Annotated in this window: 16 protein-coding genes; 3 read left to right on the top strand and 13 right to left on the bottom strand. The window is 54.2% G+C overall.

Going from position 1 to position 14,876, the window contains the following annotated elements; genetic code table 11:
* Positions 1–48: 48 nt before the first annotated feature.
* Together ABX75_RS16575 and ABX75_RS16570 are read right to left on the bottom strand one after the other, a co-directional pair.
* Positions 49–1,467 (bottom strand): heavy metal sensor histidine kinase, encoded by a 1,419-nt coding sequence (locus tag ABX75_RS16575; RefSeq protein WP_010951441.1) that lies wholly within the window; start codon positions 1,465–1,467, stop codon positions 49–51.
* The gene (locus ABX75_RS16570) at positions 1,464–2,138 is read right to left on the bottom strand and encodes a heavy metal response regulator transcription factor (protein WP_003253457.1); all 675 of its coding nucleotides are present in this window, start codon (positions 2,136–2,138) and stop codon (positions 1,464–1,466) included. The genes ABX75_RS16575 and ABX75_RS16570 overlap by 4 nt, the downstream gene beginning before the upstream one ends.
* Before the next feature lie 689 nt (positions 2,139–2,827).
* Between ABX75_RS16570 and ABX75_RS16565 the strand changes: the two genes are divergently transcribed.
* Positions 2,828–3,154 carry a DUF2790 domain-containing protein gene (locus ABX75_RS16565; RefSeq protein WP_010951440.1) on the top strand — a complete coding sequence of 109 codons (327 nt, stop codon included), beginning with the start codon at positions 2,828–2,830 and terminating at the stop codon, positions 3,152–3,154.
* Between the two features lie 32 nt (positions 3,155–3,186).
* On the opposite strand, the gene ABX75_RS16560 is transcribed toward ABX75_RS16565, so the two are convergent.
* The 3 genes from ABX75_RS16560 to ABX75_RS28500 form a co-directional block, all read right to left on the bottom strand.
* The gene (locus ABX75_RS16560) at positions 3,187–3,537 is read right to left on the bottom strand and encodes a DUF3147 family protein (protein WP_011953105.1); all 351 of its coding nucleotides are present in this window, start codon (positions 3,535–3,537) and stop codon (positions 3,187–3,189) included.
* Between the two features lie 157 nt (positions 3,538–3,694).
* Positions 3,695–4,600, bottom strand: a complete 906-nt coding sequence (locus ABX75_RS16555; RefSeq protein WP_010951438.1) for a cation diffusion facilitator family transporter — start codon at positions 4,598–4,600, stop codon at positions 3,695–3,697.
* 54 nt (positions 4,601–4,654) lie between these two features.
* Positions 4,655–4,993, bottom strand: coding sequence for a zinc ribbon domain-containing protein (locus ABX75_RS28500; protein ID WP_079732563.1), 339 nt, complete (start codon positions 4,991–4,993; stop codon positions 4,655–4,657).
* A 490-nt stretch (positions 4,994–5,483) separates the two neighbouring features.
* Here ABX75_RS28500 and ABX75_RS16545 point away from each other — a divergent pair, with 490 nt between their 5' ends.
* Positions 5,484–7,181, top strand: a complete 1,698-nt coding sequence (locus ABX75_RS16545) for a phosphoethanolamine transferase (protein WP_003298414.1) — start codon at positions 5,484–5,486, stop codon at positions 7,179–7,181.
* A 122-nt stretch (positions 7,182–7,303) separates the two neighbouring features.
* Entirely contained in the window at positions 7,304–7,432 is a 129-nt protein-coding gene (locus ABX75_RS29730; RefSeq protein WP_003253468.1) for a hypothetical protein, read from the top strand.
* 143 nt (positions 7,433–7,575) lie between these two features.
* Here ABX75_RS29730 and ABX75_RS16540 read toward each other — a convergent pair whose 3' ends face one another.
* The 8 genes from ABX75_RS16540 to ABX75_RS16500 form a co-directional block, all read right to left on the bottom strand.
* Positions 7,576–7,782, bottom strand: a complete 207-nt coding sequence (locus tag ABX75_RS16540) for a hypothetical protein (RefSeq protein ID WP_003298411.1) — start codon at positions 7,780–7,782, stop codon at positions 7,576–7,578.
* A gap of 14 nt (positions 7,783–7,796) precedes the next feature.
* Positions 7,797–8,006, bottom strand: a complete 210-nt coding sequence (locus ABX75_RS16535; protein ID WP_003298409.1) for a hypothetical protein — start codon at positions 8,004–8,006, stop codon at positions 7,797–7,799.
* Positions 8,007–8,226: 220 nt separating this feature from the next.
* Positions 8,227–9,150, bottom strand: coding sequence for a hypothetical protein (locus tag ABX75_RS16530; protein ID WP_010951435.1), 924 nt, complete (start codon positions 9,148–9,150; stop codon positions 8,227–8,229).
* Between the two features lie 310 nt (positions 9,151–9,460).
* A complete protein-coding gene (locus ABX75_RS29435) occupies positions 9,461–10,330 on the bottom strand; it encodes a hypothetical protein (protein WP_177329688.1) in 870 nt (289 codons plus the stop codon).
* Positions 10,331–10,332: 2 nt separating this feature from the next.
* A complete protein-coding gene (locus ABX75_RS16520; RefSeq protein WP_126404318.1) occupies positions 10,333–11,016 on the bottom strand; it encodes a transcriptional regulator in 684 nt (227 codons plus the stop codon).
* The gene (locus tag ABX75_RS16515) at positions 11,013–11,855 is read right to left on the bottom strand and encodes a TIGR04255 family protein (protein ID WP_010951432.1); all 843 of its coding nucleotides are present in this window, start codon (positions 11,853–11,855) and stop codon (positions 11,013–11,015) included. The genes ABX75_RS16520 and ABX75_RS16515 overlap by 4 nt, the downstream gene beginning before the upstream one ends.
* Before the next feature lie 645 nt (positions 11,856–12,500).
* The gene (locus ABX75_RS16505; protein ID WP_010951431.1) at positions 12,501–12,860 is read right to left on the bottom strand and encodes a histone-like nucleoid-structuring protein, MvaT/MvaU family; all 360 of its coding nucleotides are present in this window, start codon (positions 12,858–12,860) and stop codon (positions 12,501–12,503) included.
* Positions 12,861–12,916: 56 nt separating this feature from the next.
* On the bottom strand, positions 12,917–14,833 hold the full coding sequence (locus ABX75_RS16500) for a TniQ family protein (RefSeq protein ID WP_010951430.1): 1,917 nt from the start codon (positions 14,831–14,833) through the stop codon (positions 12,917–12,919).
* Between the last annotated feature and the right edge of the window lie 43 nt (positions 14,834–14,876).

The raw sequence follows: 14,876 nt of genomic DNA, 5'->3' as shown, positions 1-14,876 counted from the left end.
GCAAACAAAAGGCCCGTCGATTGACGGGCCTAATCGTGTCTGCGCAATTTAAGCGGCGGTCATTGCCGGCTGCATTTGCTGGGCTTCCGGAAAGTGAAGGTGGAACCAGGTGAAGTTTTCTTCGGTCACCTCCACGCTCGCCGATCCCTGGTGCAGACTCATGATCGACTGCACAATGGCCAAGCCAAGACCGGTACCGCCTTCGCTCCGTGCTCGGCTCTTGTCCACACGGTAGAACCGCTCAAACAAGTGCGCGTGGTGTTCCTTGGCAATACCACGGCCGGGGTTGCCGACACTCAACGTCGTACCGCTCGCACTATGCTGCACCTTAACGTAGACCGTGCGGCCGCGAGGGCAGTAACGGATCGCGTTCGAGACCAGATTCGAGACGGCACGTTGAACCATCAGGCGATTCCCGCGCACCACGTCATCACTGCCGGAGATCTGCAGCTGAATCTCGCCTTCTTCTGCTGAAATGCTGAAGAGATCGCACACTCGCTGAACCTCGTCGACCAAGGAGACGGATTCGAACTCCACCATTGATGCTGGATGACTGACCTGGGCCAAGAACAGCATGTCGGAAACCATGCGGCTCATGCGGTCCAGCTCTTCTGTGCACGACTCCAGAACCTCCCGGTACTCGGAAAGCGATCGTTCTCTGGTCAAGGCAACCTGGGCCTTGCCCATCAGGTTGGAAAGCGGTGCTCGAAGTTCGTGAGCAAGGTCGTCAGAAAACTGCGAGAGCTGCTGAACCCCATCATCCAGGCGAGCCAGCATGATGTTGATGCCGTCGGCGAGCATTTTGAGTTCTGCCGGCATCCCATCAGTTGGAAGGCGATGGTCGAGGCTCTCGGTTGAGATTTTCGAGGCGATCTTGAGGAACTTGGTCAGTGGTAGCAGGCCTCTGCGCACAGTCCACCAGCCAATGGCCAAGATCAGTGCGAGGATGACGGGGGACATCATCAAGGCCCAGGTCAGCAACGCATCGAGCAGCGCCTCACTGGATGACTGGTCCATGGTCATATAGACGCTGACCTCTGTTCCATCGCCCAAACGCATGATTCGAGAAGCACTCAGCAGAGGACGGTCCTGCGTATCACGCCATTCGTGCTCTTTGGGCTGGGCCGCCGGCTGAAACTTGTGCACCTCCAGATTGACCTGTTTCGAGCCAATCGAGAGCAGGGGAGTCTGATTCTGTGAGGTATCGAATATGCTCACATACAGGTTGTTGTGGCCCATGACCAAATCGACAAGCTGATGCGCATCCGCGTTGACGCCGGAGATGTCCGGGATGGTGGACAGGTTGTGAGCCATCCCCGCCATCTTTACTTCCAGGTCTGCTCTGGCATTTCTTTCCAGAGCCTTGCCTACCATCAGATAGCCAAAGGTGGCGAACAGAAGCAGCAACGCTGCGCTCATCAACCCAACTTTTAACCCCAGCTTTGCAGCCAGGCTGAATGGCCTCATGCGCGTTCCTCAAAAACGTACCCAACGCCACGAAGCGTGTGAATGAGCTTGGTTTCAAACGGGTCATCGATCTTCGAGCGCAAGCGCCGGATGGCTACATCGATGACATTGGTGTCGCAATCGAAATTCATATCCCAGACCAACGAGATGATCTGAGAGCGAGTCAGCGCTTCGCCCGTTCGGCTCATGAGCAGGTGCAGAAGCGCAAATTCCTTGGTGGTGAGATCGATGCGTGTGCCACCGCGGAAGACGCGATGGCGGACGGAGTCGAGTTCCAGATCGGCAATTTTCAGCGAGCTCTTCTCGACTAACTCATCACCACGGCGTTGCAGCGAACGGATGCGAGCAAGCAGCTCAGGGAATTCGAATGGCTTCACAAGGTAGTCATCCGCGCCGCCGTCCAAGCCCTTGAGCTTGTCATTGATGCGTCCGCGGGCGGTCAGCATGATGATGCGGACCCGGCTGGTCTTACGGATGGTTTCCAGCAGGTCCCAGCCGTCGATACCCGGGAGGTTCACGTCCAGGAGGACCAACGAATAGACATTAGTGTTGAACAAGTGCAGAGCATCTACACCGTTGTGCACGATATCTACGACATACCCGCTTTCGGATAGGCCCTGCTGAAGATATTCGGCAGTTTTAATTTCGTCTTCCACAACTAGAACGCGCATAACTTATCTCAAGGTGTGAGGAAGGAGTTGGCCTAATCCGCCAAGATTATGGTTGCAGGCTGTTCGAAAGTTTGGCTGAGGGTATGGCATGTGGTAGTCGCTACCTCTGTCCATACGCCGGGTCACCTGAGGACGCTTGAATCTTAACGCGAAGAAGCTGGCCGCGGCGAAATCCTACAAATTTGTAATGTAGCCGCAAGATTTCTGACAGTCATGCAGGCTCCACCCCTAAGCATAGCGGATTCTGGGGCCTGCGGCGGTGTATGACAGATTCGCCTGGCAGGTGGAATCGGCCAGGACAGGCAGCATTTCGGTCGTTAGCTTGCAAGGACTGGTACTGGCCTTGGATCGAGGGCGCCACGCAGGCAGACCCCATGCACGGCCGCAAACCGCAGCGCCTTTCTGCAAATTAGTTCACGTGGCGGCTCGATATTCTCTCGAATAATTATCTTACAATCTATTACATGTCCAAATTGTAATTGCACGATCATCTTGGTGTTAGCCTCCTTTGCTAGTTTAAGGGCAGCGGAAGAGGCATCGCTGCTTTGGAAATTGTCTCATTTCAAAGCAGCTTGGCAAGAGCACCGAGCAGTTGTTCGCGCCAGTGCATTCACCTGTAAACCATACGCTCCTTTGGTAGGTGAATTTTAGCGCCCCCCTACGGGCGCTTTTTTATTAAGGGACTTCTTATGAACACTACTGTATCAGCGATCGCCGTGTTTATGCTCTTTACATCACTAACAGCCAATGCCCAAAGCGGTATGGAGATCAATAAACACATCGAGCGTACTGCTAGAGAGGCTACAGCGGATTATGCTCAACGCGTAAAAAAGCCCATGCCTCAACTAGAAGACTACGCCTATGGCATGGACCTGGACGTTGGTAAGTTGGTGTATGTATCACCCAATGTGCGGTACTGCGGTAATGTAAGAAGCATGATGACCTACGAAGACTCGAAAGGCGAACTGCACATGGTTCGCTACCTGGTGAAGGGCGAGTGTGTTAATAGCCGTTAAGACTCATCAAGATGATCCCTGCGGCCACCGGATCATAGAAGCTCAATGCCGAACCGGCGCAGCAGTATGGCGAAGCCTCCGAAGCTGGCCATTGTGATGAGGATGCTGCTGATCAGTGTCGGCCAAAAGCCGAGCTTAGGTAGCAGCAATGGAAAAGCAATAAACATCGGCAGGGTCGGAAGCACGTACCAGAACGTGTACCAAGCATGGTTGGAGATCTTCTCCATGCTCTGGTTCTCTAAATAGAGCCAGACCAACGTCACGACCGTGACCAAGGGTAGGGCGGCGACCAAGCCGCCCAGCTTGTCGCTGCGTTTCGCCAGCTCTGACACGAGAATCACTATACCGGCAGTGAGTAGGTACTTCGTGATGATCCAGGCCATCGCTGAGCCTTCTGGAGGTTGTTGACGAGGGCAGGCGAAGCCATTCACCAACCCCCTTGAAGCGCTCCTGCCGTTTACGGCATCCCTCACCGCATTTTTTTTGCAACATCACCCTCAGCCAGGAGGGTGATGTGTTTGCATGGTGTTTACCGATCGGTCAGTGCGAGGGTGAGGGAACGCTCTCGTGGAAAGCTGCCCGCTCGATCTGGATGGTGCAGTGATGGATTTCGAATGCATCGCTGACAGCATCCACGACGGCCGCCAACACAGCATCCCCATCTGCAGAATCCCGAACCACTACGTGCGACGTCATCACGTTACTGCCACTGCTGACAGCCCACACGTGCAAGTCATGAACGTCCGTCACGCCATCTACTCCGAGGATGGTGGCCTCGATTGCCGTAACGTCGAGCCCCCTCGGGACACCCTCCATGAGGATCCCCAGGCTTTCGCGAAGCAACTGCCACGTCCGCGGCAGAACCCAAAGGCCGATCGCCACAGCGACAATCGTGTCGACCCAGGTCCAGCCGGTGAAGCGGATGATAAGTGCCGCGATGATTACGCCAAGCGAGCCGAGCATGTCGCTCCAAACTTCGAGGTAGGCTCCTTTGACGTTGAGGCTTTCGTTGCTCGCAGATGCCAGAAGGCGCATCGAAATTAGGTTGATGATCAGGCCGGCGATTGCGATCCACATCATCGCTCCGGTAGCGATCTCCGCCGGCATGAAGAAGCGCTGGTAGGCCTCATACAAGATGTACATCGCCACCAGGAAGAGCAGCACGGCGTTGAACGTCGAAGCCAGAATTTCCAGGCGCGCATAGCCGAAGGTTCTTTTCTGATCCGCCGGCCGCTTGGCTATCTGAAGTGCAATCAGTGAGATCGCCAAGGCGGCAGTATCTGTGAACATGTGAGATGCGTCCGACAGCAGCGCCAGGCTGCCGGTAATCCACGCACCGATCACTTCTGCAATCATGAAGCTGCCAGTCAAGCCGAGCGCCATGATTAGCTTCTTCTGATGCCCCTCGCGTACTGCAGCGCTGCCATGGTCATGATTTGAACCCACGTATTTCTCCTTGCGCAGGGTTGTGGTCTCGTTGGCCTTCCTGTCTACCTAGCCTTAGAGCGTCGCTTGGCCACACTGACTGCAAAATCTTGCTCCTGCACTCAGCAGCGAGCCGCAGGCGGTGCAACCACTCGATAGCGGTGTTCCGCAGTTTAGACAAAAGCGTGCTGACGGATCGTTGGCCGTCCGGCACTGCCTGCAGCCCTGCAGATCTTTGATGGGGGCAGGAGTGGGAGGGCGCCCGCCGTCATACACCTGATTACCGCCGTCGCAGCCCTGCTGCCGGCCATGGCGATCATATTGCTCGGCCCCATGTCCCCCGCTGTGGTGCTTGCCTCCACCGTGGTTTCCACGGCCATGGTGCCCGCCCAGGATGTTTTTGAAAAAGCTCATGGTATTCGCCCCTCATTGATGGGTGACATATTAACGAGCAAAAGTTGAAAATTATGTTCTGCTCGCGAGAAAGACTTGTAAGTTGAATTGAAAGTTCAAAATTAGCCTACGACAAAACGAAACCGTTTTGTTTGTGAAATTAAATTTATCTAGCTGAGCGGAGCATTGCTTTTGGTGGGTAGTATTCCCCTAATTTTGATCATAGCGTGATCAATGACAATCAAAACAGCAGTAATTGGATTTCTGTCAGCATTGTAATCCCGAGGTCATCGTGTCGTTATCAGGTCCCGGAAATAATGCGCTCAGCGAGATTCATTTCTCTTTTTATCCCTATGCCTCACACATACTAAGCGTCCCCAACGCCTAGGGGCCTAAGGCCTCTGACGCTCCGCACATTGCGCAATCGCTCAGCATCTGTCGACGGTTTGCCTTGTAGCTCCCGCTAACTCCATAGCTACCGCCATGGATAAGCAGCTTCCAGAGTTTGATAATGACACCTTCCAAATCCATTGTTCACACCCTGTTAAGCAAATGGATCTTTGCTATTCGCAATGCGCGGCAGAAAGGCATCAGTACTAATTTGCTAATCGGCCTGGTGACTTTTTGGTTACTGCTATTCGCGAACGCTGAGCTCTGGAACGTGCTCTGGAAGCTGGTATTCAAAACCGATGAAGTGAACTGGCAGCTAGCGGCTAGCCTCCCAGTCATAGTATTCGCATGGGTGTTTACCGTTCTGAGCTTGCTGTCATGGGGGCGGCTGGCCAAACCCATACTGTGCCTGGTACTGATCAGCGCGTCTTTTGCGAGTTACTTCATGAATGCCTACGGCATCGTGATCGATTACACAATGTTCACCAACGTTGTGGAGACCGACGTCGCTGAGGCAACCGAGCTGCTGAATTGGAAGCTCGGTCTTTGGGTCGCAATGGTTGGGGTGTTGCCCGTCTACCTGATTGCCCGGGTTCCCCTCCGGCGCAAGCCTTGGGCCAAAGCTTTGGTCAGCAGGTTCATTGCTCTGTCGCTCGCTCTGTTGACCTTATCTGGCATCGCGTTGAGTCAGTACCAGTCGTATGCCTCCTTGCTGCGCAACAATCGGGAGATCCGGCTGATTCTGGTACCTACCAACTTGTTTGCGGCTGGCCATGGGTACCTGAAGCGTCAGCTGGCCTCACCTAAAACGCTGACGGCCATTGGTACTGATGCGGTAGTTAATCGACAGGGTGCGGCTCGTAAACCCAGGCTGCTGGTACTGGCAGTAGGAGAGACCGCTCGCTCCGCCAACTTCTCCCTCAACGGCTACTCCCGTGAAACGAATCCGGAACTAGAAAAGCGAAATGTCATTAGCTTCACGAACGTGAGCTCCTGCGGTACCGCTACCGCGGTCTCGCTGCCATGCATGTTCCTGGACGTGGGTAAGGCCCAGTACAAAGATGGCTTGGCCAAGAGCCGAGAAGGGCTGCTCGACGTGCTTCAACGCGCTGGCATCAGTGTCATGTGGACTGACAACAACTCGGGGTGCAAAGGGGTCTGCGACAGGGTTCCCAACCACAAGGCTGCCTCTCACGCGGATTCCCAACTGTGCACCAGCGAGGAGTGTAAGGACGGGGTGCTGCTCACGGAGATGCAAGACTTCATCAAGCGCCAGGAAGGCGATGCTGTCCTGGTGCTCCACTACAAAGGCAGTCACGGCCCGGCCTACTACAAGCGCTACCCCTCGCAATTCAAGAAATTCGCACCGGTGTGCGAGACCAACGAGCTCGACAAATGTAAGCAGGAGGAGGTGGTCAATGCCTACGACAACTCAATCCTCTACACCGATTATGTGACTGCAAATCTCATCGATATCCTGGCGGCCAACACCAAGTTCGACACTGCGCTGATGTACGTTTCGGACCACGGCGAATCGCTGGGGGAGGGTGGGCTCTATCTACACGGGCTGCCTTACGCGATGGCTCCTGACGAGCAAACAAAGGTGCCGTTGGTACTTTGGATGTCTGACTCGCTCGCGAAGAGCGAAAAGGTCAACGTGGGTTGTTTGAAAGCTCAAACCACGTCACCGCTGAGCCACGACAACCTGTTCCACACCGTGCTCGGCATGATGAACGTCCAGACGTCTTCGTATCGCTCAGCGCTGGATTTCACTGCCCCTTGTAAGCCCTTTGTCGGAGGCTCTTATTCTGGCCTCTGAATGTTCGATGTGGACCGGATCATCGGCCAGGCGGTTCTGCACCAGCCTGCTTTGACAGCTGAGAGAAGCTGGACTAATTACATAGCTGCATTCAACAACCCAAGCGGAAAAGGAAGTTTTGCATGAGCATCAAGCCAGGCCCAAAGCGCACCAATGAAGATGGCACTCCGGACAAAAGGCAGCGAGTCACCCCTGAAAAGCAGAAGGACCATCCGGACCTGAAACCCCACAAGCACAAAAAGGGGGAGTAAGAAAAAAGCAGCTCTCGGGAGCTGCTTTTTTTTTGGGGCTGTGTGCAAACCCTCCCGACCGTCTCGCTGATCAATCGGACCGCGTCGTGAGTCTTCCGCTTGGCTTGATGGATTCTGAAGCTACCTCCGGATCGGTTATCCCTTCAGTGCGGACGACGAGACTGATATCCCAGAGCGTTGAGCTGATACTCGCTGACAGCCCGAAATTGTGATTCTGCGATTTGACGCAGGCGCTCAACCTCTTCGGCAGATGAGCCAGAAGCCTGCGCCTCGTGGTATTGCTTCATCGCATCCACTGCGTCGGTATACATGGGGTGGTCGGGGAGAAGAGCTGGCATCTTTTTCGTCATGTAGCGGCAGGTCCTCACTGGATAGTCGACGGTGGTTTACCTGCTTTGAGGAGCTGAAAATCAATGACCGCCTGATAGAGCGAATCTGCCAATGGGTGAAGACGCTGTACCTCAAGGTCTGGCAATCCAGCAGCCTCCGCTTCGTGGGCCTGTCGGATAGCTTCAAGCGCTTGCCTCATCAGTGGCTCACCAGCCTCGACCATTCCAATGAATGTGCGCTTCACAACATTTTGCTCCATTCAGCTGAAGATGAATTATAGGACACCGCGGCGTGGCAAGGCCCCGAGCAGCATAGGTGTTCGACGCCCGACTGAACGAATCAATGAGGAGCGCGCTGGCCTGGGGAGTGGCCAGGGCGCGTGTCGTAGCTACGTTGTAAACCACTTTTTTTCACTGTAAACCACTGTGGTTACAGTGAAAAAAAGTGGTTTACAACAGGCCTCCTCAGGCCTGAGTCAGCTCCAGCAGATCGCCCAGTTCCTCCCGGGCCATCTTCACTCTATCCATTCTGCGATAAGGATGATCAACCGGCATCCGGATAAGGGATTCGAACCAAGCCGAATCGAATTTGATGACTTCCTTGTGAATGTGCTCAAGCTCACCTCCGCGAGGCTGTGACACTACAAACTCCATGCTTTCAACCAAGCCGGACGCTTCACTGTCTTTGACGATTCGATGGCGGATGAAACTCATTTTGAGATCAAAATATGCCGCCTTCGAACCAGGCACCTTCTTCGATTCCAGCCGACCAGTGCTGCTGATTTCCGCCCCTGGCACCTCAGCGGCAATAGCTTTCACCAGCTCAGCATTTCCAATGACCTTCTGGCCAAACAGGCGGGTGGCGTCCGACATGTAAGCAAAGATCCATGGCACATTGCGAAGCGTCGCGCCGGTATAGAGGTAGCCACGCTCTCCCTTGTAACGCTGCAGCATGCCTCTCAACGCGTTCTCGGAAAGGACCAGTTGGGTCTCTTTCTCCAGGATGTAAACCACGCGATCGAACTGTTCGATCAATAGCTTGAGAATCTTCCGTGGGACGCCGTCAAACCTGGTTTTTCGTTCTGTTTTCTTGTGCTGGCGAGGCTGGAAGTACGGGCAATCGTTACGGGCCTCACTATCAAATGGAGCGATGCCGCGAATGCTCTTAGTAGCATGTTTCCCGAATGGGTTCTTCACGTTAGGCGGTAGCTCATACAGCCCAACCAGCTGGACAGGGTTGTCGCATGCCGGGCATACAGCAAACTGAGCTAGCTTGCCGGCACTTCCAGGCTGGTACCATGGATCTCTGCGGAAGGTCTCGGCCTCGAAACCTTCCTTGTCGATGATCTTGCTTTCTGTGTCTTCGATGCGGACCTTATAGACATCCATCTTTGCTGAAACCGTATCAATAGAGGGTCTCTGGATGGTAACGAGCGAGGATAGGCAGCAGTAGGCCTAACTGACCCTTTTGGTGGTCACCCACTGGTTTGAGGCCCGCCCAAAGCATGCCTGATCGACCTGGGCGGGCCCTAGAAACAACTAACCCCCTGGTGCGCAGTACAGGTCTGGGACCTGCCCGAGGCGTGGGGGCTATTCTTGGAGCGACAGTGACACCGGCTCCGGAGAAAATCAATTGGTTTGTAGAGCAGCCGGTCAGCTAAGGTCAAACCCAGATCCTAAAGGGGAGGCCGATAGCAGCTCAGTCAGCATCATCGGCACCTTCTTCATCTTCATCGGTATCCCCAACACTGAGCCAGTCGTGAAGGTTGTACCGCACGAAGTCTTCCGCATCGAGCATGGTAAAGTCTTGGAGCACCGTGACGTCTGCTCCACCGAAGTACAGCCCATCGTTGAGATTTCTGGCCACCCCGAGCAATTCATTCAGCTGGTCGTGCAGCTCATTTGCGCGCCTGGCGTGCTCTCGTTTGGTCAAAAACCGGAACACCACCTCGTAGGGCTCAGCCGGGTCGCGAATCTCGCCCTTGGGGTTGAAGGAAACCCAAGCACTAGCGAAAAATTGGTTGTTCTGATGGAGGAAATCGTCGACAAGCACGGCGATGCCCTTCATGCCGTCGTCACCTTGGTCTGCCTTCAGGGGGTTGACCAACTCGTCCGGCATCGCAATACGGTTGTAATGGTGGGACATCCAGTATGAGAAATACTGACCGTTTTCTTCGCTCAGCGTGATTACCGGATTTCGGTGGAGCGTCGGAAGCACGGCTCTCTTGGTCCACACACGCTTGTGAATCTTGAGCTCCAAAACCTGCTTTTCCGCGTGCTGCAGGTGCAGCGTACGTGGATTGAGGGCGTGCAGCTGCTTATCAAAGGCCTTTTTCTTTACCTTAACGGCAATCCACTCTATCCACGGCGCATCACAAAGGTTGCGTGCATGCACCGTGCAGGAATGGGAGGCCAACATCCAATAAGCTGGAGCCACCCCCTCGAATTGGCCTTTCAGGACCTCCTCGGATATGTGTTCAATCAAGGCGTCACCTGAGACGGTATCTCCTTGCAGCCAACCAGCAGCGCTAATGGCACTTACGATCTCTTGCTCAGGTGTATCAGCCATAATCAAACCAAATTCGAACCGCCCGATTTTTCTAACCTGGCGATGGTTTTGAGGTCCCTATCACGTAGCTGCTGCGCCTTGCCAGCCAACTCCGCAACCATTCCGTACACACCTTTAGCGCCATTTCGATTCCACGCTTCATCCGAAAGCGCATCCTGAATCAGGCGGCCATCGGCGGTTGGATAGAAAAGCACCCGATGCAGATACTGCGCTTCTTCGGCGTTAACTTGGCGCAACGCCTCAGTTAAAGCCGCAAGCCTCTCGGGAAAACCAGTGGCGGTTTTTCCAGTCCGCCAATTGTACACGGTCTGACGAGACACGTTGAAGATCTGCGCGATGGAGCTATCTGACAACTTGAAGTCGCTCCTAAGCTCCTCGATTAAGGCCGGCGCTACGTCTTCGGTAACATTGGCATCCTGGCTGGTGTCCACCTCGGTCCAGGCACCAGCATGCACGCCATGAAAGCTCATGCCTGCTGAGCCGATAAGTTGTGGATAGGGCAGGGAGGCAGTCCCAGGAGCGACTACTACCGAAACGGCCAGCATCGCTGTGAAAGCAATCGCCAATACAGGGTTTGCTGTCGTGCTACCTACACGCGGAGCAATTTCAGGGTTTTCCCAAGTAGAAGATCTGCTTACAGCAGCCCCGGTAGGATCAATCCATTGCCCATTCATTGCTGTAGTCATTTCGCCTTCCCCCAAACCTCAAAGGCATGATCTTTCGCGACTGTCCTAAAAGCAAAGTTAGCAGTCTTATGCAAACCGTCGAGTCTCGTGCAGATCTCCTCGGTTCCCAGTCGTTCGGCTAACTGCAGCGGCCAATGCGCATCCGTATCGAGAAGAGCACCATTTTCGCTAACAGGCACAAATGCACCTTGCAGAGGAGCACCATGCTTGGATGAATTCCTCGATTGCTTAGCAATTTCGAAAACCATGGCCGGCTCGACCAAATCTTCCGGTATCCACATACCAGTCTGCCGCCAGCATCTGATGTGCAGATACTCCGGATCTAGATGGTAGGTGGTAGTAGAGATTCCAAGCTGCTCCTTGGGGACTTTCCCATGCGCCGCTAGCTCATCGCATTTAAGTGGGAGCATGGCTTCCGGAAGGTAGTCGGCTAGGGTCTCACCTTCAGCTGGTTCAATTTTATCGACGTACCGCATCCCGATAGCGGTGATATCCAATGCACCTGCTTGCCCTACCAGCGCCTCAATGCACTCACGGAAAAGCGCTAAGTGGTTATCAAAATGAAGATAATTTGTGCTTTGCAGGATCATGTGATCCATGGCCAGCACGCACGCGTAGTCAGCATCCCGATTAAGGAACGCCCAAGAATTCGGTTCTCCGCTGTGCATCACCCCAGGCGGCACGCCCTTGACCATCTGGAAGAAGCCCGGGAGGCTCTGACGGATCGTGTGCTGAATGTCTGGGATCAGCTTTGGCAGCTTAAGAATCGGGGCAAATCTGATTACGCTCAACGCATAGATAAGCGGCGCCCTTGCTAAGACCCCTTCGCGTTCTGACATGTTAACTCCTCCACCGCGCCCAACGAGGGACCGGATTCTACATCATTTGACAAATCCTTTGACAAGAACTGTATAGCAGGGCCTTTCGATTTGACAAGCGGTCCCCGTGAGGGATGGAGTGCAGAAAACGCCTCCATCAGGAGCTTACTCGTCATTCCAGAAAAGCCTCTACAGACACCATCGCTAAGCCTCTGAGGAAGCACGAATTTTTAATCAGAGCTCTTCCTAGCAGTGAGAAGAAACTCAACGAATCGTCACCAGATAGCTCAATCCAGGGGAACGCTTGCTCTGATGGGGTGGTTCAGAAACGTGCTGTCTGGTCCAGATTTCTCATCTACGAAGAGCACGAAGAGCTCTTGGATCCAGAGTTTGAGGCCGTGATTGGCTGAATGGAGAGGTCGGAAAGAGGACGGGTGATCCAGTGAAGCACAAGCGCAGTCAGGAGGCTTGCGATGGTGTTCACTGAGATTGAGACGAGAGCATTCCGCATTTTGGAGAGTCCATTTTTTGAAGTGGACCTCTATTTAATGCGCATAAACTGTGTGTCACCACCACCCGCAGAAAATTTCGTCACGCCCCAGAATGGGAATTTGCATTCGGGGCGCACCACGATTCATCTCGTGCCAGAAGCCGCCTGCAGTGCAATCAATTGGCGAGCCAAGACTCGACTACCTCAGCGCCATACTCGTTTTTCCAGGCCTTAAGCGTACGCTGATTACCACCCTTGGTCTCAACAACCTCTCCGCTGTGTGGATTCTTGTAGACCTTTACTTCGCGTGGTTTCCGAGAGGTTTTTGGGGCCATATCAGTGGAAGCCACCGCTTGCGGATCGAGGATCAGCACCACTTGGCGCAGGCCGTAGCCATACTCGTTGAGCAAACTGCGCAGCTTCGTTTCAAATTCCATTTCCTGCTTCAGGGCAGAGTCATTTTTCAGCGCTTCCAGCTCCGCCAGTTGGGCTGCGAGCTGTTGTTCGAGCAGGCGGAATTCAGCGAGACGGGACATAAGATTCTCCAAAATGGGTTCGATGATTTTAGCAATCAAGAAAGAAAGCGTGCTAACTATCTTGATCCCACATGCCTGAATCGGCAATCACGAGGCTGAGCGATCGGTGTGGATAAAAACGTGATGGCTTCAGGATCGTCGATCTGGGCGGCTTCACTTGCGAGGTAATCGATCAGCTTTTTGCTTCTTACCCAAACGTACTGCCGGCAAGCCGCGTTTGGAATGGATGGCCCCGCAACGGGGCGAAACCTGGCCTCCCAAAGGTGCTTGAACGCCTCCCTGGTCGACTTCCCCAAATACACCGCAATCTCCGGTCCCAAGATATAGCCACGCCTGAATCTGTCGATGGCTTGAGGCTTAACCATCAATTGCGTACGCCGGCCTCGTTCGACAGCAGTGCTCCATAGCAGACCCAGTCGAACGAACGCGTATGCGCATTGTTCTTTGACGCCTAACAGCGCAGCAGCCTTGACTACCGACAGGCCGGGAAAGACCGGACTCTTGTTCTCAGCTCGGGCTTGTTGCCACGCTGCAAAATCTTGCGGCTTGAGTAACCACGCCCCTACCGCAACCGAGCCATTCTCAGCTGGGCCGTAAGCGCGAAGTTCACCTGCACGTATTGCCTGAACCAACTCGACCAACCCACCCCCCTTGGGCAGAGAATGCTTGGCCAAGTAGTTGATCGACACCAGGCTCTGGTCAGAGCTGGTAGGCAGCTTCTCATCAATCAATTCGTTGATCGAGCGGCAGTCAATCAGCCACCTTTCGCCTGGGCGCGGTTCTCCACCAAAGAACTGGAGGGTACCACCAGCTAGCAGCTGCCTAACCCGATTGCGACAGAGGCTTAGCAAAGTCGAGGTTTCTTTCATATCAGCCACGCCCTGGAGATGCTGCGAGATTGCCTTCAAATGATCCAGGTCCACGACCGTAAAGACTCGATCTTCATGGACCTTCTCCCGATAGGCGATTTGTCCCTCCTGATGAAGGCGTTTTATGACTGATACCCCGAGACCACAAGCTTCAGCAGCAGAATCGAACGACACCCAACGATGTCTCTCAATCGTCTCCTCACTCAAATTGCGATTTCGCTTCGCTAACGGTGCTTCCCACGCATGCTGCAGAAATGATTCGAACTCTCGACGAAGAAAGTCAAAACAAGAGTCATCCAGATCACGGTGGATGTCGTGGTATATCGGGCCGAACGATCTGCTGAGCGTCCAATGTTCGTTATCGGAATGGACTGCCTTGAGGCCACTCAGCAGTTCTCTGAATGCGAGAGGCCAGTTCATGAGAACCACGCCCGCCGCGTTTGCCATAAGCCGCGATATCTCTAGCGAACCCGAATCAGCAACCTTCAGCGGCTGGGTTCTTTCCGTAGGCAAACTTCTGACAGCGAGACGCGATGACAACTCGTGAAACTGTTCGTAGGTGAGGGCCGCCAATCCCGCGTCAGCTGGCAACGAGTCGGCGTAAAACCTATCTTCAAAGCCAGAGGTGAGCCAGGCGGCCGTATCACTCGCCGGCGCGATCTCAAAATTGGTCCCACTCAATGAGGTGCCACACGCTTGGCAACTATTCGCACTCATTGCGCTTGGATCGGTTTCCTTCAGACAGTTGGGGCACCGCCCGTGGAGTTCAGTGCCGTGGACAGAACACGTCGTAACCAGGGTCAAGCCCCAGCTTTCTCTCCAATAACCGGCTTCGCCCAAACAGATCGGACAGTAACGAGCGTGATGAGTCGTCCATAACTTGACCCCCTTGGGCCTTGGATCACGAAACTCAGCAGATACCGCAGGCCAGCTCAGTGGTCCTTCCATCATCTGCAGCCAGTCCGCAACATCGGTCTCGTCGGCTCGTGCAAAGGCGGTGAGCAGTTCCTTTCTGGGTAATCCGTTGGCTTTCGCCAGGCGCTGCAGGTACCCCAAAAGACTTTCGTCTTGGTGTGGTCGTGGGTTGATTAAAAGACCAAACATTCCTACACATCCATGAAATCGAAGACATAAAAATCAGGGGAGT

Origin of the sequence: Pseudomonas sp. ARP3, assembly GCF_001029595.1 — a bacterium.
Taxonomy (GTDB): domain Bacteria; phylum Pseudomonadota; class Gammaproteobacteria; order Pseudomonadales; family Pseudomonadaceae; genus Aquipseudomonas; species Aquipseudomonas rhodesiae.
The sequence above is the reverse complement of the archived record's forward strand: the minus strand, read 5'-3'. Positions and strand labels throughout refer to the sequence as shown.